This window comes from Mesorhizobium sp. RCAM 05099 (assembly GCF_059683685.1).
Window position 1 is genome coordinate 4,035,383 of record NZ_CM185035.1, and the last position, 17,956, is coordinate 4,053,338.

General features: G+C 61.8%; 14 protein-coding genes. 5 read left to right on the forward strand and 9 right to left on the reverse strand.

What is annotated here, in order from left to right; translation table 11 throughout:
• Positions 1-29: 29 nt before the first annotated feature.
• Entirely contained in the window at positions 30-2,990 is a 2,961-nt protein-coding gene (locus AC56QQ_RS19930) for a caspase family protein (protein WP_497123084.1), read from the forward strand.
• A 40-nt stretch (positions 2,991-3,030) separates the two neighbouring features.
• On the opposite strand, the gene AC56QQ_RS19935 is transcribed toward AC56QQ_RS19930, so the two are convergent.
• Positions 3,031-3,957, reverse strand: a complete 927-nt coding sequence (locus AC56QQ_RS19935; RefSeq protein WP_497123085.1) for a hypothetical protein — start codon at positions 3,955-3,957, stop codon at positions 3,031-3,033.
• A gap of 296 nt (positions 3,958-4,253) precedes the next feature.
• Here AC56QQ_RS19935 and AC56QQ_RS19940 point away from each other — a divergent pair, with 296 nt between their 5' ends.
• A complete protein-coding gene (locus AC56QQ_RS19940; RefSeq protein ID WP_497123086.1) occupies positions 4,254-5,162 on the forward strand; it encodes a hypothetical protein in 909 nt (302 codons plus the stop codon).
• A 17-nt stretch (positions 5,163-5,179) separates the two neighbouring features.
• Positions 5,180-6,364 (forward strand): UDP-galactopyranose mutase, encoded by a 1,185-nt coding sequence (gene glf / locus AC56QQ_RS19945; protein ID WP_497123087.1) that lies wholly within the window; start codon positions 5,180-5,182, stop codon positions 6,362-6,364.
• A 38-nt stretch (positions 6,365-6,402) separates the two neighbouring features.
• Here glf and AC56QQ_RS19950 read toward each other — a convergent pair whose 3' ends face one another.
• Entirely contained in the window at positions 6,403-7,395 is a 993-nt protein-coding gene (locus AC56QQ_RS19950; RefSeq protein ID WP_497123088.1) for an NAD-dependent epimerase/dehydratase family protein, read from the reverse strand.
• A gap of 721 nt (positions 7,396-8,116) precedes the next feature.
• Between AC56QQ_RS19950 and AC56QQ_RS19955 the strand changes: the two genes are divergently transcribed.
• Complete coding sequence (locus AC56QQ_RS19955) at positions 8,117-8,890, forward strand: NAD kinase (protein WP_489861128.1); 774 nt, start codon at positions 8,117-8,119, stop codon at positions 8,888-8,890.
• Between the two features lie 192 nt (positions 8,891-9,082).
• Positions 9,083-10,675 (forward strand): DEAD/DEAH box helicase, encoded by a 1,593-nt coding sequence (locus tag AC56QQ_RS19960; RefSeq protein WP_489861127.1) that lies wholly within the window; start codon positions 9,083-9,085, stop codon positions 10,673-10,675.
• 177 nt (positions 10,676-10,852) lie between these two features.
• Here AC56QQ_RS19960 and AC56QQ_RS19965 read toward each other — a convergent pair whose 3' ends face one another.
• The 7 genes from AC56QQ_RS19965 to AC56QQ_RS19995 all read right to left on the reverse strand — a co-directional run bounded on the left by AC56QQ_RS19965 (position 10,853) and on the right by AC56QQ_RS19995 (position 17,864).
• Positions 10,853-11,461, reverse strand: coding sequence for a hypothetical protein (locus AC56QQ_RS19965; protein ID WP_497123089.1), 609 nt, complete (start codon positions 11,459-11,461; stop codon positions 10,853-10,855).
• Between the two features lie 259 nt (positions 11,462-11,720).
• Positions 11,721-12,371 (reverse strand): YiaD family glycine zipper/OmpA-like lipoprotein, encoded by a 651-nt coding sequence (locus tag AC56QQ_RS19970; protein WP_256750989.1) that lies wholly within the window; start codon positions 12,369-12,371, stop codon positions 11,721-11,723.
• A 159-nt stretch (positions 12,372-12,530) separates the two neighbouring features.
• The gene (locus AC56QQ_RS19975; RefSeq protein ID WP_489861125.1) at positions 12,531-12,899 is read right to left on the reverse strand and encodes a GFA family protein; all 369 of its coding nucleotides are present in this window, start codon (positions 12,897-12,899) and stop codon (positions 12,531-12,533) included.
• 135 nt (positions 12,900-13,034) lie between these two features.
• Positions 13,035-13,412: a hypothetical protein gene (locus tag AC56QQ_RS19980; protein ID WP_497123090.1), complete on the reverse strand. Its 378-nt coding sequence runs from the start codon at positions 13,410-13,412 to the stop codon at positions 13,035-13,037.
• A 187-nt stretch (positions 13,413-13,599) separates the two neighbouring features.
• Positions 13,600-14,022, reverse strand: a complete 423-nt coding sequence (locus AC56QQ_RS19985) for a GFA family protein (protein WP_497123091.1) — start codon at positions 14,020-14,022, stop codon at positions 13,600-13,602.
• Between the two features lie 143 nt (positions 14,023-14,165).
• Positions 14,166-15,297, reverse strand: a protein-coding gene (gene prfB / locus AC56QQ_RS19990; RefSeq protein WP_256750985.1) for a peptide chain release factor 2 whose coding sequence is annotated in 2 segments (ribosomal slippage) — positions 14,166-15,230 and positions 15,232-15,297 — 1,131 coding nt in all. Because the reading frame shifts where the segments join, the coding sequence is not laid out codon by codon here.
• A gap of 122 nt (positions 15,298-15,419) precedes the next feature.
• A complete protein-coding gene (locus tag AC56QQ_RS19995) occupies positions 15,420-17,864 on the reverse strand; it encodes a penicillin-binding protein 1A (protein ID WP_497100785.1) in 2,445 nt (814 codons plus the stop codon).
• Positions 17,865-17,956: the final 92 nt, after the last annotated feature.

Genomic DNA, 17,956 nt, shown 5'->3' on the forward strand with positions numbered 1-17,956 from the left:
CCGCGGCCTGCGGGGCTTGGATCAAGGTCATGCGCCTACTTCTGGCGGCCGTGCTGCTGATGACCATGGAGCTCTTGTCCGTCGCGCGCGGCGAGGAGCGCTTCGCGCTCGTCGTCGCCAACCCGACCTACGACAATGCGCCGGCCATCGCCAACGCCGAGATGAGCGCCGAACTCGTCGCGACTTGCCTGCGGTCGCTTGGCTTCACCGTCCGGCAAGTGACGGACGGCGATCGCGCCGACGTGGCGCGTGCCATGTATGATTTCGCCAAGTCGCTCGCCGCGCCCGATGCCGTCGGCATCTTCTACTATGTCGGCCATACGGCCCAGGCCAATGACAGGAACTATCTGCTGACGCGCGGCACGCGGACCGATTCAAAGGAGGCGGTAGGCCAGACGGCATTGCCTCTCGATCTGTTCACGCAGGCGCTCGAGGCCACACCGACACTGAAAGTGGTTTTGCTGGATGATCCCGGCGACGGATACAACCCCATCCCGGGCGTGATGCAAGGTTTGGCGGCAGTTGTTCCGCAATCCAATGCCATCGTCGCCTTTTCCGCCAAGCCGGGAAGCGTCGCGTTGAACGAACCCGGACCGGTCACCGTGTTTGCCGATGCACTCACGGCTGCGCTAACCAGGCGGGGCGTGGACATCGGCACAGTGCTGGCCTCGGCCGCGCAGACCGTCGCGGATAAGACATCCGGCGCGCAGTGGCCGTGGGTGGCATATGGCCCCTCGGCAGACAGGAATTTCGTGTTGATGGCGGATGTGCCGGCCCCTGCCGCACCGGCGCCGACCGAAGAGCCGCCGGCGCCCGTCGAAGCACCGCCGGAAGCGGCCGCGCCCGAACCCACGCCGGTGCCACCGATGGCAAGCGGCGGCGGCTACGATTCCGGGAGTGCCGGCTGGGGCACTGGCGGCAGTGACTATGGCAGCTTCGATGGCAGCGGCCGGGAGCCGCCTCCGATGGACGTGGCGCCGGGCTCGGGCAATCCCGCCGACGCCATGACCGGCAACGGCACCGATGAGGCAGCGCAATACGAGGAATACAAACGCCAGGAATTGCAGCGCCAGCAATATGAGGAACAGGCTCGACGACAGTACGAAGAGCAAAGGAGATATCAGGAAGACGCCGCCAAGGCCGCGGCCGCGGCGCAGAACAATCTTGGCGACAGCTATCCGAAGGACGGCGACGCCGGCGGCACGGAGCCCGGCCCACCACCGGCCGCTGAGCCACCTTCCGTGTTGCCCGATGTGGCGGCCGACGCGCCGTTGGAGGCGCCTCCCGGCGCGATTTCCCCAGCCGTCGACAACAATGCGATCAAGGTCGTGCGCCACCCCACCCTCGATGCGCCCGACCACGTCGTGGCCGGCGAGACGGTGACCGTTTCGATCGCGCTGACCGAAGAGCAATTGACGCCGGAGGTGAAGGTGAAGGCCGCTCCGGGCTCGTCGGTGACGGCCGACGGCGCCTTGGCCATGGCAATGCCGGCCGGGGCCGAGCAATGGCCAATCGATATCGATCTCTTCGCTTCCGGCTTTGACCTTGCCGATGGCGGCAAATGGAGCCGGCGGGCGACGCTCTACCGCGAAGGCGACAGCGACGTTGTCCGCTTCGACCTCAAGGCGCGGCCGATAGTGAAAGACAGCAAGCCCGGCCAGTTCATCGCCCGTATCTACAGCGCCGGACGGTTCCTGGGATCGGCATCGAGACCCGTCATTGTTCGTCGAACAGCGTCCGTTGAAGCCAGCGCCCAAGGTGCCACAGCCAACCGCACTGCCGCGCCGCTGATGCTAGCCTCCGCGCCGTCGCAGCAGGCGGTGACAGGCACTGTGCAGCTCGACGCAGCAGCCTCCGACGCAGTAGCCGATCTCGATGTCACCATTCTTTATGACGACCCAAGCGGATTGGGTCCGGGTCAGATCATCATCCATTCGCCGCATCTGGCTGGCCCGGTGACCGATACCTTCTCGACGCCACCGCAGATGGCGACATGGCTCGACTCCGAATACCGCCGCCTGTTGCAGCTCGGCATGAGCCTGCGCGGCGCTGTTTCGCTCCAGCAGCCTGCCGCAAACAGCGATCCGGAAGCGCAGAAACGCTTTGTCACGCTGGCCGCCGAAGGTTTTGGCGATGCGCTCTACCGGGACTATGTGCCCGAGGCGTTCAAGGATGTGTTCTGGTCGCTGCGCGACAGGGACGAACTGCATTCGATCCAGATCACCTCGAACAGCCCCACTCTGCCCTGGGAGCTGATCCGCCCGCAAAGTAGCGACGGAGCCACCCGCGACGGCTTCCTTGGCATGAGCTACCGGCTGGCGCGTTGGGCACCGCGCAGCACGTCCTCGCAGGTCGACAATCCGCTTGACCGGATGGCGTTCACCGGCGTCGCGGCCGTCGCGCCCTCCTATGTCGACAAGCAGTCGCTGCCGTTCCAGGAGGTCGAGATCGACGCGCTGAGCAAGCTCGCCGGCTACCGCCGCTTCGATGGTGATTTCGTCTCTTTCGAAAGGTTGGTCGGCGAGGTCTCGACCGGCTTCATCCATTTTTCCGGCCACGGCGAGGTCAATCAGCCAAGCAGCGGCCGGCCGGTCTTTGCCATCGATCTCGTCGACCAGTCGCTCGATCCCGACACGTGGCGCGCGCTGGTCGCGGCCGCGCATGGCAAGGGCAATCCCTTCTATTTCTTCAATGCCTGCGACACGGGCAAGTCGCGGATGCTCGGCGGCTTCGTCCAGGGCTGGGGCCCGGCGGTGCTGGCCGGCGGCGCGTCCGGCTTCATCGGCGGCATGTGGCCGCTGACCGACCGCGCCGCGGCCGCCTTCTCGAGCGATTTCTACGGCGGCATCAGCGCCCGACTCAAGGATGGACCGGTTTACCTGGCCAACGTCCTTCAAGGTGTTCGCAAGCGCTTCTATGAAACCGGCGACCCGACCTACCTTGCCTACACGTTCTACGGCAATGCCAACCTGGAGGTGGTAGCGCAGTGAGCCGCAGATTGGCGGGCGGAACCGGGCCGAAGCCCGGGCGTCAGCCCGTAGTGGCTGCCGGAAGTGAGATCGTGTAGCGCGGTGGTGTCGATGCCTTCCGGCCTCTTCTCCACTGCTTAAACCTGTCTCTCAAGCGGATCGGAGGTTTCTCGTAGATTGGCGGAGCCAGGCCGGTGAGCCCATAGTAGCCGTCGAGAATGTTGGTACGCAGCAATTGGCGTTCCTGCGGATAGAAGCTGAAATGCGCAACGATCAGGTCGCCAAAAATCTTGCCCGGCCGATCCAGTTTCATCGGCAGCGTTGCCGACAGCCACTCTTCCTCATCGCCTGACGGCGGGTGAAAGCGTTCCCCCAGACTGACAATGTCTGATCCGAAAAACCCGAGGGCGTTGATCGAAAATCGCGATAGCCTGATCTCCCGGTCCGGCACGCGGAAGTCATCAAGCCGGTTGGTCCGGACCGCTTCGATGAAGACCGGATGAAGCGCCTGCGGGAAGCTGGCATGGGCCCAGGAGAATTCGCACGAGGCCTGACAGGTGAGCGGGCCGTCCACCAGAACCCGGGAAAGCTGCTTGATCAGTGAATTGCAGATGGCGTTGTTGATGATCAACGGCGCGTACCAAATCGCCGATCCTCTTTCAGCCATGACCCTTGCCATGAACTTTTGAAAGAAGCCGTCCTCGACAAAAACCACATCGTCATCAAGGCGCAGATAGAAAGCTTCGGCATCGTCGCAGAAACGATAGAAATCGCCGATGACATTGAACCCACCATCGGCATGTGGAAGTTTTTTGATCCTGCAGCGTGGATCGGAAGCGGCCAGTCGTTCGAGGTAAGCCCGATCGGCTTCGTTGCGACAATTGTCCCAGAGGTGCCATTCATGCACATCGGAGCTCTTCAGAACATGGTGGCTTAGCAAGCGAAGATATTTCTCGCGGCCGGCTGGGGTCACAACAATCAGCTTCATGGAATGCTCGTCTCGTACTAGCGGCGCATCTAACCGGCGCATCTTGATCATCGGCAACTGCCACAATGACAGCGTGATAGTTCATCGCTGCAGCAGCCATCGGCATAGCAGGCTTCGAGCCTATCGCTTGGAGTTGTACAATGCAGTGGGTCGAGATGTACCGTCTCGACGCCCTAATAGTACCGCCACGACATCCCGTCCAGTCATGCCGGGAACAAGTCTCCCGCATAGTGGCCCTTCGCATCCATCTGGCTTTGGTGTAGGGCTCGCCAGGGCGGCAAGACTTTGGATAGGGTATGACTGTCGAAAGCAGACCGTTGCCGAGTGCCGCCAACAGCCGCAATCTCGTGATCGTCAGGGCCGGCGACAAGTCTCTCCATCGCGGATGGGGAGCGGACGATCCGGGATGCGAATTTGACTTGATCGTCAGCTACTACGGCACCGATCCGTCGGCGTTCCGTATGCCGTATGAAAACCGGGTCGACTACAAGGGCGGTAAATGGGACGGCATCCACGCTCTGCTCACGGAGCGACCTGAACTGCTTGATCGCTATCGATATATCTGGTTCCCGGACGACGATCTGGAAGCAGACCGGGCAACCATCGAGGCCCTGTTCACCAACATGCGCCGGCTCGATCTACACATCGCCCAGCCGGCACTGACGCTGGACAGCTATTATACCCACTTGCCGTTTCTTCGCTGCAAGAGCTTCGAATTTCGCCTGGTGGACAGGATCGAGGTCATGGCTCCCTGCATGCGGGCCGACATCGTGGCCAAGATGCTGCCTCTTTTCAAACACTCCATGAGCGGTTTCGGTCTGGACTCCTTGTGGACGCGACTTGCCGCAGACAACCATGGAACGTCGGCAGTTTTTGACGCCCTGCCCGTCCGCCATACGCGGCCAGTTGGAATTCACCTGGCTACATCGATGCTCACATCCGGCCGCACGTCAGAGTCAGAATACCGCCAACTGGCGTTGCGGTATGGATTTGGCGAGTTCTTTCCCTTGTCTTATGAGGCCATTGACCGCAAAGGCAGGCACTGGCGATCGCGACCGATTATTGGCTTGCGCATGGTGGCTGACTACGTGCTGGACCGAAGCGCCTTTCGCCAAGTGCACAAGTGGAAGAGACGTCTCTGGCACCTGCTGCGCAGGCAATATTCCAAGCCGGTAGACCTGTCTCAGATCATGCTCGAACCCTAAGGATGGCGGATTCGCGAATGGACAAGAACATGCTGACCGAGGCCGAGATTCTCATCGTCGGCGCGGGCTTTTATGGCGCGACTCTCGCTGAGCGCATCGCCACGCAGCTCGGCCGGCGCGTGCTGGTGATCGACCGCCGCCAGCACATCGGCGGCAATGCCTATACCGAGCAAGACCCTGTCACCGGCGTCGAAATCCATCGCTACGGCCCGCACCTCTTCCACACGTCCAATGAAGAGGTCTGGAACTATCTGCGGACCTTCACCGGCTTTACGACCTATCGCCATCGTGCGTTCTCGTCCCATCGCGACAAGGTCTATCCGCTGCCGATCAACCTGGCCACGATCTGCCAGTTCTTCGGCAAGCGGCTGAGCCCGGACGAGGCGCGCGGCATGATCACCGAGCAGGCGGCGGAACTCGGCGACCGCCCGCCCGCCAATCTCGAGGAGAAGGCGATCTCCCTCGTCGGGCGTCCGCTCTACGAGGCCTTCATCAAGGGCTACACCGCCAAGCAGTGGCAGACCGACCCGCGCGAATTGCCGGCGCAGATCATCGCCCGCCTGCCGGTCCGCTACACATTCGAGGACGGCTATTTCAACGACCGTTTCCAGGGCCAGCCTCTGGATGGCTACACGGCGATCTTCGAAAAAATGCTCGCGCACGAGCTCATCGAAACGCGGCTCGGCATCGACTTCTTTGACATCAAGGCCTTGCTGCCAAAGGACCTGCCGGTCGTCTATACCGGTCCGATCGACCGTTATTTCGACTATTGCGAGGGCGAGCTTGGCTGGCGGACCATCGACATCTACCTCGAGGTCATGAACACGCCGGACTATCAGGGCACGGCGATCATGAACTATGCCGACGAGGCCGTGCCCTATACCCGCGTGGTCGAATACCGGCATTTCAACCCGGAACGCCAGCACAAGACCGACAAGACACTCATCGGCCGCGAGTACTCCCGTTTCGCGCGCCGCGCCGACGAGCCCTACTATCCGATCGACACACGCAACGATCAGGCGATCTACCGCCGTTACCTCGACCGGGCCGCCAACGAGAAAACGCTGCATCTCGGCGGCAGGCTGGGCACGTACCGCTATCTCGACATGCACCAGGCGATCGCCGCGGCCCTCAAGGCCTTCGAAACCGTCTTTGAACCCCATTTCGCGGGTAAGCCGGATTCCCTTTCACGCTCGGCGTAAGCGATTGATCCGGAACGCGCCGGAGGCCTCCAGGCGTGTCAGCCCGTCGAAGCCACGTTGCTTGCGCTGACACTCTGCTGGCTTGTGCTGGCAATCTGCCGGCGAAACCATTCGAAGGTGCGCTGGATGCCGTCCTGATAGCTGGTCCTTGCTTCCCAGCCTGGAAGAACACGCCTCGCCTGGGTCAGATCCGGACACCGGTTTGTCGGGTCCTGGGGAACCGGAGGATGGTGCTGGATGCGGCTGCCAGGGACAAGCGAGCTGACGAACTTGGCCGTCTGCAGAACCGAAACCTCGTGATTGTTGCCGATGTTCAGGGGACCACGGTGCGTGATGCTGTCGCGCCAGAAGAAACGTTCCAATCCATCGACAATGTCGTCGACATAACCCCAGCTGCGCGATTGGGAGCCATCGCCGTAGACGGTGAGGACGCCTGTTGTCAGGGCCTGGCTGACAAAGTTCGAAATGGCGCGGCCGTCATCGATGCGGGTTCGCGGCCCATAGGCGTTGAAGAGCCTCACGACACGAACATCGAGCCCGCTGACGCGCTGCTGCTCGAACAAAAGCGCCTCGGTGCAGCGCTTGCTTTCATCATAGGAGGCCCGAGGACCGGTGCAGTCCACGGAACCCCTGTAGCTCTCGGGTTGCGGGGAAACCAGGGGGTCGCCGTAAACTTCCGAGGTCGAGGCAAAGCAGAAACGACCACCTGGCCTGAGCAACGCCAGAAGATTGAGCGCGCCTCCTATGTTGGCCTTGATGGTGCGCGCTGGCTCGCGCATGTACCATACCGGCGAAGCCGGCGATGCGAGATGTATGATCTCATCGAAGCGCTGAATGGATGCGAAGCTTTCGGCGTCGGCAATCTGCAGGCTGAAACGCGGGTCGGCGACATGCGCGATGTTGTCGCGCACCCCGGTCCACAGATTGTCGACGACGACCAGCTTCTCCACGTCGCTTCGCCGCAGCAGGCGGTCGACCAGATGCGAGCCCAGGAAACCGCAACCACCAGAAACCAATACGCTGCGCGACATGGAAAATTCCCCCTCCAGACACTCGGCTAGTCAACGAGCCGCAGGGCTTGTTTCCCAAGGAATACGAGGCCATCGCCACCGAATCCCAAAACCTTTCCGCCAGTCAATGCGCTCATCTACGCCGCGAAGGGCCACAAGCGCAACGAGCAAGCTCTGGCAATCCACACGGACTGGCGGCGGCCACCGGCCTCCGCTTTGAGAAGAAAAGCTGCTGAGCGAGGAGCGGCCGGGTCCCGGCGCGGAGCGCCGCCGAAGCAATCGTCGGGCAGACGATTGGTGTCCTCAGGCGATCTACAGCGCCCTTTGCGGGCATGGCGCTCCGGCTGCATCACCGCAGCGCGACGCCGTGGGCTGGGGTCGGAAACTCATCTCCCCGGACTGGCGCACCAACTCGGCGAAGACAAGAGCGAAACTTCCCAGCATCAGAAAGACGATGATCAGGCGTGTCACCGGCAACGGATCGGCCTCGACTGGCTAGGCCCCACGCCACCCGTCCAATGCCGGCTAACATGAACGGTCCGCCTTTACGAGAGTTTAAGCTCCGCCTTAACCATCACTTTCACCTGTCTCGCGACACGAAACGCGAGCCACCGAGACAGCGCCCTTGCTGCTTCACCCGAAAGGAGGCGGTCTCTCTTTGCAGACGTGCCCCGCCCATGCTACCCCGGCGCTGGCGCGGCCCGGCAACCTGCCGCAGCCAATCGCTCGCCATCGGGGAACCATGAGCACAGCCGCCAGCAGCATCGCCTTCGTCTCGTCCGACACAGCAGACGCCAAGGCGGCGCTGGAGAGCCTGTCGGCGCGCTATGGCCAGTGCTCGGTCGCGGATGCCGGGGTTGTCGTAGCCTTGGGCGGCGACGGCTTCCTGCTGCAGACCTTGCGCGACACGATGGGAACGGGAAAGAAGGTCTACGGCATGAACCGTGGCACCATCGGGTTCCTGATGAACGAGTACCGTTACGGTGGCCTGACGGAGCGTATAGCGGCCGCGGTCGCCGAAACGATCCGCCCGCTGGAGATGCTGGCCGTCACCTCTGAAGGCGAAACGGTTTCGGCATTGGCCATCAACGAGGTGGCGCTGTGGCGCCAGTCCTATCAGACGGCCAAGATCCGCATCAGCGTCGATGAACAGATCCGGCTCGAGGAATTGAGCTGCGACGGCGTGATGATCGCGACGCCGGCGGGTTCCACGGCCTACAATCTTTCCGCGCACGGGCCGATCCTGCCGCTCGACGCGCCACTGCTGGCGCTTACCCCGGTCAGCCCGTTTCGTCCGCGCCGCTGGCGCGGCGCCCTGCTCTCCAACAAGGCGACCGTCCGCTTGGACATCCTCGAGCCGGAAAAGCGACCAGTGAACGCCGCCGCCGATCATACCGAGGTCAAGGCCGTGACCTCGGTAACGGTGCGGGAATCGCCGACGGCGACGGCGACGCTGCTGTTCGATCCCAATCATTCCTGGAACGAGCGCATCCTGGCCGAACAGTTCCGTTACTGAGCCGGCACACAGACAAGCGGCCGAATTAAGCATCGCGATTAAGGTTACAACTTCACAATCGTTCCAATCCCGCCCGTTTGTGTTGACAAATCGCGGACTTGCGCCTAATCGCAATACCAATCTTGCAGGCGCGTGGCGCTTGCCGCGACAGACGCCGTTGCGCTTCCCCGAACCAGCCAAAGACAACAACACTTGTCCTCAGACACCACGATCGCTCAAGAAGCGTTGACCTTCGCAGACCTCGGCCTGTCGCCGAAGGTCCTTTCCGCAGTCACCGATGCCGGCTACACCCAGCCGACGCCGATCCAGGCCGGCGCCATCCCGCATGCCTTGCTCGGCAAGGATATTTTGGGCATCGCCCAGACCGGCACCGGCAAAACGGCGTCCTTTGTGCTGCCGATGCTAACCCGGCTGGAAAAAGGCCGGGCGCGCGCCCGCATGCCACGCACGCTGATCCTGGAGCCGACGCGCGAACTCGCGGCACAGGTCGAAGAGAATTTCATTCGATACGGCAAGAACCACAAGCTCAACATCGCGCTGTTGATCGGCGGTGTGTCGTTCGACGAACAGGACAAGAAGCTGGAGCGCGGCGCCGACGTGCTGATCGCGACGCCCGGCCGCCTGCTCGACCACCGCGAGCGCGGCAAGCTGCTGCTCAACGGCGTCGAGATCCTCGTCATCGACGAAGCCGACCGCATGCTCGACATGGGCTTCATCCCCGATATCGAGCGCATCTGCGAGATGATCCCGTTCACCCGGCAGACGCTGTTCTTCTCGGCGACGATGCCGCCGGAAATCACCAAGCTCACCGAGAAATTCCTGCACGCGCCGGTGCGCGTCGAGGTTTCGAAGGCGGCGTCCGCCGCAACCAACATCATCCAGAGACTGGTCAAGTCAGGCTCGAAGCCTTGGGACAAGCGCGAGACGCTGCGCAACCTGATGAAGGCTGAAGATGCCGAACTGAAGAACGCCATCATCTTCTGCAACCGCAAGGTCGAGGTGTCGGAGCTGTTCCGCTCACTGCTGAAGTATGATTTCGACGCTGGTGCGCTGCATGGCGACATGGACCAGCGGGCGCGCATGCAGATGCTGGCCAATTTCCGCGATGGCAAACTTCGCTATCTGGTCGCATCCGACGTCGCGGCGCGCGGTCTCGACATTCCCGACGTCAGCCACGTCTTCAACTATGACGTACCGATCCATGCCGAGGACTATGTCCACCGCATCGGCCGTACCGGCCGTGCGGGGCGCTCGGGAAAATCCTTCACCATCGCGACCAAAACGGACACCAAGTATATCGACGCCATCGAGCGGCTGATCGGCACCAAGATCGAGTGGCATGACGGCGACCTGTCGACGGTGGTCGCCAGCGAAGGCGAGGACGATGCTCCGCGCCGTGGCAAAGGCGCGCCGCGCCGTGCCGGCCGCAAGGACGATGATCGCAAGGACAGGGGCGAGCGCAAGCGGGGCGGCGAACACCGTGCCGGACGCAGCGAGGAAGTTGCCCCAGCGGTCGTTGCACAACAGCACGAGCAGCCTGACGTGGCTGAGACCGCCGCCGCCGAGAACGGTGAACGGCGCGCGCGCAAGGACGCAATCCGCTCGGACAACACCGAACGCAAATCCTCCGATCGCAACGAGCAGCGCGCACCTGAACGTGGTGACACCAGGCCGCAGCGAGACAACAGCCGCCCTGCCCGCCAACGCCACCAGGAAGACAACGATGCCACCGTTGGCTTTGGTGATGACATGCCGGCGTTCATGCGGATCGTCGCCAAGGTCTGATTCCAGGCCGCCTTCGAAGGCAAGCCGGCCATCCGGCTTGCGCTCTCGGTAAAGCCTCCTGAAGCACGTCGCTTTCGAACGGATCAAGGCGACGCGCTTTAGGTCTTTGTTTGAGGCATGTCGTGTTCCCAAAACCGGGTCCACTTTTGGGCGACATGCATCAGCCTGGCTCGCCCGTTACATCGGCCCAGGCATCATCTTGGTCGGTTTCTCCAGCATCGGAAACTCGGCCTTGGTGCATTTCACGTTCGGGTTGGTCGGACTGAACATGCCGTTCGGATTGTCACTGAACAGCCAGGCGTGAAGATCGTAGTGGACGAACTCCCTCGGGATGAGCGGATAGTGTCCCTCCATCGGGCCCATGAAGGTTTGGCCAAACAGCTTCGGCGGCGCTTTGACGTCCGGCGTCAGCGGCACCAGCCATTCCACCCCGACCAACTTCAAACCTTTCTTGGTCGGCTCGTAGATCAGGACGTTGGGCTTCATCGGGTCCAGTTTCTGGCCGACGCTTGGAACGTTGACGAAATGGATGCCCATGGCGCCTTTCGGGTATTCCATCGAGCCCGGTATCTTTTCACCGCTGTAATAGACGCAGCCGACTGTCGACAGATAGAGGTCGCGAACGGCGGCGGTGTAGTCCTCGTATTTGGCGAGCGATTTTTTCAAGGCATCGATGTCGGCCTTGTTGGCGTCCTCGGCCCGAGCCGTGGCGGCGCCCAACCATGCGCCGACAAGACTTGTTATAACGACGACGCCGAGGCGCCCAAGGCTGGCTGATCTTGTCATGCATTCCTCCCAGATTTTCTGATCTGGCCGTGCAAGACCGAGGCGGAAAAATGCTGATTGCGCGGCCAATTGTACCGCCTCATCCCCTCCGGAACAGCGACGATGCTAGTCCTTTCGATGGCTGCCGGAAAGTAGTTATTTAGAACTAGCTAATTCTATTCTGCGCCAATCTGAAGAGCGCCGACGTCCGCTCTGTCGACGTCCGCTCAAACAAAAACGGCCCCACATGGGGCCGTTTCGCATTCGCTTGCCGAACAGATCAGGTGAGCGGCGACAGCTGGATCTCGACGCGGCGATTCTGGGCGCGGCCTTCGGCGGTCGCGTTGGATGCGACCGGACGAGTCTCGCCGAAGCCGGTGACGGCGAAGCGGCGCTGATCGACGCCCTGACCGGCCAGATAATTGGCGACAGCCAGCGCGCGACGCTGCGACAGATCGAAATTGTGCTGGTCGCCGCCGGTCGAATCGGTGTGGCCGAAGACGTCGACCGTGGTCTGTTTGAACTTCTTCAGCACCAGAGCGACCGAGTTCAGCACCTGGTAGAAGCCGGGCTTCACAGCATCCTGATCCGTATTGAAGGTGATGTCGGACGGCATGTTGAGGATGATCTGGTCGCCGCTGCGGGTGACGCTGACACCTGTGCCCTCGAGCTGCCGGCGCAGTTCGGCCTCGTTCTGGTCCATTGTGGCGCCGATGGCGCCGCCGGCCAGCGCGCCGATACCGGCGCCGATCAGTGCGTTGCGGCGGTCATTGCCACCGGCAAGCAGACCAAGACTGGCACCCGCCAGAGCGCCAAGCCCGGCACCGGCGGCCGTGTTGGAAATCTTCTGGTCCCCGGTATACGGATCGGTGGTGGTGCAGGCACTCACGAACAGAGCCGTCGCCACAACGACGAGCACGGTCTTCTTCATAGGATGGTCCCTCTCCAAGTCGCGCCTTGAGACGGCGCCAAATCAGCCCTTCCCGCGTCTTGTACATGAAATGCGGCAAAAAGCGGAACGGCAAAAGCGCCGCCCACGGCTTTTCCCAAGGGACCGAATTGATCCGCAAAGCGCCATTGCCGGGTTGGGCTACCAGAGATTCTTGCCGTCGATAATCACCACTTCGACCTTGTCGAGATCGAAATCATCGAACAGCCGCGAATTGACGCTGATCTTTGGGTTATCGAAATCCGGCTTGCCAGTCGACCAGTCCGGTGTCTCCGTAAACGTGCCGCAGCCGCAGGTGGCGCAAAAACCATGCTTTACGGTTTTCGATCCCCACTCGTAGACAGAAACGTTTTCCGGTGGACTGGTCAGCTTGAATTGCGACGGCGTGTAGTAGGCCCACAGCGAACCCCGTTTCGAGCAGAATGAACAGGTGCACTGCGTTACCGTCTGCGGTGCCTGCGAAACCTCGAATGTCGTCGCCCTGCAATGACAGCTTGCCTTGATGGTCATCAACGAACTTCCTCCTGTCGCCCGCCGCCTCGCGCGGCAAGGGCAGCATAAAGGGGCGCTCCTGACAACTGTCCGTCAGCAGATCCGGCCAGAGAGCCTGATTCCTCCTTGGCTTGGTCCAAACCAAGAAGAGGCCTAGTAAGACGATGGCGGCACGAACAGGCAGATGGTCTTGCCGGCATCGAGCCCGGCCTGATGCGCGCACCAATGGAATTCGCCGTCGGGCGAATCCTTGATCCGCCTGTCGCTGTAGGCCACCACCTCTCCCGTGTCCTTGATGACATAGCCCTCCGGGCGCTCGCTGATCGAGGTCTGCGACACCTCGCGGCAGTCGTAATTCGCGCAGCAGGCGAACGGGTAGCTCCAGCCTTGCGGCTTCGCCGCTGTCGGCTTGGCGTCATGCGCCAAGGCCGGCGCCATCAGCGCCAAGGCCGCAAAGGTTGCGCACAAGGAGAGGAGAAGCTGGCCAACCGATTGAACGGCAATGGCCGATCTGGACCTGGCGGCAAACATGGGAACATTCCTTTCAAACGAGATTCAAGCGTTTCGCTTGCCCGTTCCCGGAACGTGTCTTCCCAGCGGCCGATCGTCAGCTTGCAGATACGCCGCGCCCGGCCATAGATGCTTTTTCTCCCCTCAACGCCGTGATGGTGAGCCGAAATGTGAGTCGGCGCAAGAAATTGCTGGTGGCCGGCCGACGCTATTCGTCGACGGCTTTGGCAGTCACGACATGCTCTTCATATTGCGGCAACTCGTCGGTGATGGTGAACCAGCCTGCCTTCGAACCCACGAAGATGTGGGCGGACGGACGAATCGACGGCTCGTCGACCAGGGTCCCCATGGCGACATGGAAGAAGGTTGCTTCGCGCACCAGCGAATAGAGCAGTGAACCACACAGCCCGCAGTGCGCGTCATGGCCGCTTTGGTCGCCAAAGATCAGAAGGTTGCCCTCGCCTTGCGTCAAGACAAGCTTGTTGCGCTCGATACCGGCGAACGGCTTGAAGGCCGAGCCGGTGGCTCGTCGGCAATTGGAACAGTGGCAGTTGGCCGCGTAAGCGAATTCGTCCGTCACGGCGTATCGCACAGCGCCGCAGAGGCATTTTCCGGCAAGCTTGCGCGCCATCGCCCAACCCGGATCCATTTCAGGCCGCAGTCCCAAGGCCTGAAGCGCGCTGCGTTGAAGCCGAGTCACGCAACGCGCTTTAAGCCCTTGTTTTTATGCATTTCGTTGCCCCAAAAATGCTGCGCACATTTGAGCAACATGCATCAATCCAGGTCGGCCACAACCTCACCCGCACCGCCCTCGATGCGCTGCGACAGCGAGGCTTCCATGAAATCGTCGAGGTCGCCATCGAGCACACTTGACGGGCTGGTGCTCTCGACGCCGGTGCGAAGATCCTTCACCAGCTGATACGGCTGCAACACATAGGAGCGGATCTGGTGACCCCAGCCGATATCGCTCTTCGACGCTTCGGTGGCGTTCGCAACCGCTTCACGCTTCTTCAGCTCTTCTTCGTAGAGGCGCGAGCGCAACATCTCCCAGGCCTTGGCCTTGTTCTTGTGCTGCGAGCGTTCGGCCTGGCAAGCGACCGCGATGCCGGTGGCGAGATGAGTGATGCGCACGGCCGAATCGGTGGTGTTGACGTGCTGGCCGCCCGAACCGGACGAGCGATAGGTGTCGATGCGGACATCGGATTCGGAAACATCGATCTCGATCGTGTCGTCGATGACCGGATAGACCCAGATGCTGGCAAATGAAGTGTGGCGGCGTGCATTGCTGTCGTAAGGCGAAATGCGCACCAGGCGATGGACGCCTGATTCCGTCTTCAGCCAGCCATAGGCATTGTGGCCCTTGATCAGCAGCGTGGCGGACTTGATGCCGGCTTCTTCGCCGTCATGCACTTCCAGAATCTCGACCTTGAAGCGGCGACGCTCGGCCCAGCGCGTGTACATGCGAAGCAGCATCGAGGCCCAGTCCTGGCTCTCGGTGCCGCCGGCGCCCGCATGGACTTCGAGATAGGTGTCGTTGGCGTCGGCCTCACCCGACAGCAGCGTCTCGATCTGGCGGGCCTTCGCCTCGCCACGCATCGAACGGATCGCGGCTTCGGCCTCGGCGACGACGCCTTCGTCGTGCTCTTCCTCACCGAGTTCAATCAGGCCGATATTGTCCTCCAGCGCCTGCGTCAGCCCCTTCACCGACGCGATGCCTTCCTCGAGGCCCTGGCGTTCGCGCATCAGTTTCTGCGCTTCCAGCGGTTCGTTCCAGAGGCTGGCGTCCTCGGCGCGCACATTGAGGTATTCAAGCCGCTTTATGGCTTGATCCCAGTCAAAGATGCCTCCTCAGCAGGGTTATCGCCTGCCTGATCTCGTCGACGATGTTTTGCGTTTCCGCGCGCATGGCTGGCTGTTCGTCCTGTTTGCTGAAATGGCGATCTGTCGGCGCGATACATAGGGAGGCTGCCGCCGGCTGTAAAGCAAAATGGGCTGGCGCAAGGCCAGCCCATCCGCCCATGAAAATCGTCAGTAAAGGCCGCCGCCGCCGTCCTGGATCTCCTGGTTGGCCTGCGGCGACAGTGCTCCGCCGGAACCATTGGAACCGTCGGCACCCATGCCGATCACCCAATAGCTGTCGGCGGGACCGGTACCCGGCTTGAAGGCTTCGATGATGGTGCCCGGATCGCCCGACGTGGCACGCATGCCGGTCTTGCGATTGATGGCGACCAGATTCATGCCATCCGGAACCTTGAAGTCGACATTGGGTGTGCCGTCCAGCGCCACCCGCATGAAGTCCTTGAAGATCGGCGCGGCGAGACCACCACCGGTGGCGCCATGGCCAAGGCCGCGCGGCGTGTCGTAGCCCATGTAGAGACCGACGACGAGGTTGGGCGTGTAACCGATGAACCAGGCGTCTTTTTCGTCGTTCGTCGTTCCGGTCTTGCCCGCGATGTGGCGGCCAAGTTCGCCGATGGTGGCGCCGGTGCCGCGCTGCACGACACCTTCCATCATCGAGGTGATCTGATAGGCCGTCATCGGATCGAGCACCTGCTCGGAATTGTCGACCAGCTCCGGCTCCGGCTGGTTCTGCCATTCGGCCGCGTTGCAGCCTTCGCAGCCGCGTTCGTCCTGCTTGAACACCGTCTTGCCGTAGCGATCCTGGATGCGGTCGATCAGCGACGGCTTGATCGACTTGCCGCCATTGGCCATGATCGAATAGGCCGATACCATGCGCATCACGGTCGTTTCGCCGGAACCCAGCGCCATCGGCAGATACGGCGCCAGGTGATCGTAGACGCCGAAGCGCTCGGCGTATTCCACCACCAGCTTCATGCCCATGTCATTGGCAAGCCGCACCGTCATCAGGTTGCGCGACTTCTCGATGCCAGAGCGCAGGGTTGCCGGACCCGCCACCGTGCCGTCGTAGTTCTTCGGTGTCCAGGTGGTGTTGCCGCTCTGGATGGTGATCGGCCCGTCCATGATCACCGAGGCCGGCGTATAGCCATTGTCGAGCGCGGCCGAATAAACGATCGGCTTGAACGAAGACCCCGGCTGACGCATGGCTTGCGTCGCACGATTGAATTCCGACTGTGCGTAGGAGAAGCCGCCGACCATGGCCAGCACGCGACCGGTGTGCGGATCCATGGCGATCAGGCCGCCCTCCACCTCAGGAACCTGACGCAGGCTGTAGGCGCCATCGGCGCCGTCGTTCTTCTGCACAAAGATGACATCGCCCGGCTTCAACACGTCCGCCGGCGACTTTGCCTTGACGGTCTTGCCGCCGACCACATGGCGCATGGCAAAACCCATGTCCTCCTTGCTGACGGTGCCTTCGACGCGTTCCTTGACGATATCGCCCGACGCCTGGCGCGCGGGTTGCAGGCCGATCGACAGACCGGACTCCGAACTGTCGAGCACGACGGCGAGCGACCATTCGGGCACATCTTCCAGTCCTTTGACGGCACCCAGTCGGGCGCCCCAGTCACCGGACACGTCGATTGACGTCACCGGCCCGCGATAGCCGCGCAACGTGTCGTATTTTATCAACCCGTTCTGCATCGCCGTGCGGGCGATGAGCTGGACTTTCGGATCAAGGGTCGTGCGAATGGAAAGGCCGCCCTCATAGAGCGCATTCTCGCCATAGCGGGCGATGATCTGCCGACGAACCTCTTCGGTAAAATACTCGCCCGCGAACAAATAGGAGCCGGTGCGGCGTGGGACGACGCCAAGCGGCTCGGCCTTCGCCTTCGCACCCTCTTCGGGGGTCACGTAACCGTTCTCGACCATCTGGCCGATGACCCAGTTTCGCCGCTCAAGCGCACGATCGGCGTGTTTGAAGGGATTGTAGTTGGCCGGACCTTTCGGGAGCGAAGCCAGATAGGCGGCTTCGGCCACGGTCAGTTCGTTCACCGATTTATCGAAATAGGTTAGTGCGGCGCCGGCGACACCATAGGCGTTGAAGCCAAAGAAAATCTCATTGAGATAGAGCTCAAGGATACGATCCTTGGAATAGGCCTGTTCGATGCGGAACGAAAGGATCGCCTCCTTGGCCTTGCGTTCCAGGGATCGCTCGTTGGTGAGAAGGAAGTTCTTGGCAACCTGTTGGGTGATGGTCGAACCACCCTGCATCGGCCCCCCCGAAACGTAAGTGAGCATGGCCCTGCCCAGTCCGGTTATGTCCACGCCAGGGTGGGTATAGAAATTCTTGTCCTCGGCGGACAAAAAGGCCGCCTTGACGCGATCCGGGATCGCCTGGATCGGCAAATACAGGCGCCGTTCGCGCGCATACTCCGCCATCAGCGAGCCATCCGAGGCATGGATGCGGGTTGTCACCGGCGGCTCGTACTTGGCCAGCACTTCGTAGTCAGGCAGATCCTTTGCTACATGGCTGATGTAAAGCGCAACGCCCGCCGCGACCAGAAGGGCCAGCGTCGTGCCGATGCCGAAAAAATAGCCAATGAGACGAATCATACCCGCTCCAGTCCTTGGTTCGGGAATTTCCTAAACGAAGCCGCCTTTCGCGCAAGCTTTCGAACCGGTCCCAAACCGCAATCGAAAACCCA

What these genes read in the sequence shown, in the direction of transcription:
- AC56QQ_RS19980 (WP_497123090.1), bottom strand. Translation starts at nt 13,412, where the DNA reads ATGTTTGCCGCCAGGTCCAGATCGGCCATTGCCGTTCAATCGGTTGGC.
- AC56QQ_RS19970 (WP_256750989.1), bottom strand. Translation starts at nt 12,371, where the DNA reads ATGAAGAAGACCGTGCTCGTCGTTGTGGCGACGGCTCTGTTCGTGAGT.
- AC56QQ_RS19995 (WP_497100785.1), bottom strand. Translation starts at nt 17,864, where the DNA reads ATGATTCGTCTCATTGGCTATTTTTTCGGCATCGGCACGACGCTGGCC.
- AC56QQ_RS19940 (WP_497123086.1), top strand. Translation starts at nt 4,254, where the DNA reads ATGACTGTCGAAAGCAGACCGTTGCCGAGTGCCGCCAACAGCCGCAAT.
- AC56QQ_RS19930 (WP_497123084.1), top strand. Translation starts at nt 30, where the DNA reads ATGCGCCTACTTCTGGCGGCCGTGCTGCTGATGACCATGGAGCTCTTG.
- AC56QQ_RS19950 (WP_497123088.1), bottom strand. Translation starts at nt 7,395, where the DNA reads ATGTCGCGCAGCGTATTGGTTTCTGGTGGTTGCGGTTTCCTGGGCTCG.
- AC56QQ_RS19935 (WP_497123085.1), bottom strand. Translation starts at nt 3,957, where the DNA reads ATGAAGCTGATTGTTGTGACCCCAGCCGGCCGCGAGAAATATCTTCGC.
- glf (WP_497123087.1), top strand. Translation starts at nt 5,180, where the DNA reads ATGGACAAGAACATGCTGACCGAGGCCGAGATTCTCATCGTCGGCGCG.
- AC56QQ_RS19955 (WP_489861128.1), top strand. Translation starts at nt 8,117, where the DNA reads ATGAGCACAGCCGCCAGCAGCATCGCCTTCGTCTCGTCCGACACAGCA.
- AC56QQ_RS19965 (WP_497123089.1), bottom strand. Translation starts at nt 11,461, where the DNA reads ATGACAAGATCAGCCAGCCTTGGGCGCCTCGGCGTCGTCGTTATAACA.
- AC56QQ_RS19985 (WP_497123091.1), bottom strand. Translation starts at nt 14,022, where the DNA reads ATGGCGCGCAAGCTTGCCGGAAAATGCCTCTGCGGCGCTGTGCGATAC.
- AC56QQ_RS19975 (WP_489861125.1), bottom strand. Translation starts at nt 12,899, where the DNA reads ATGACCATCAAGGCAAGCTGTCATTGCAGGGCGACGACATTCGAGGTT.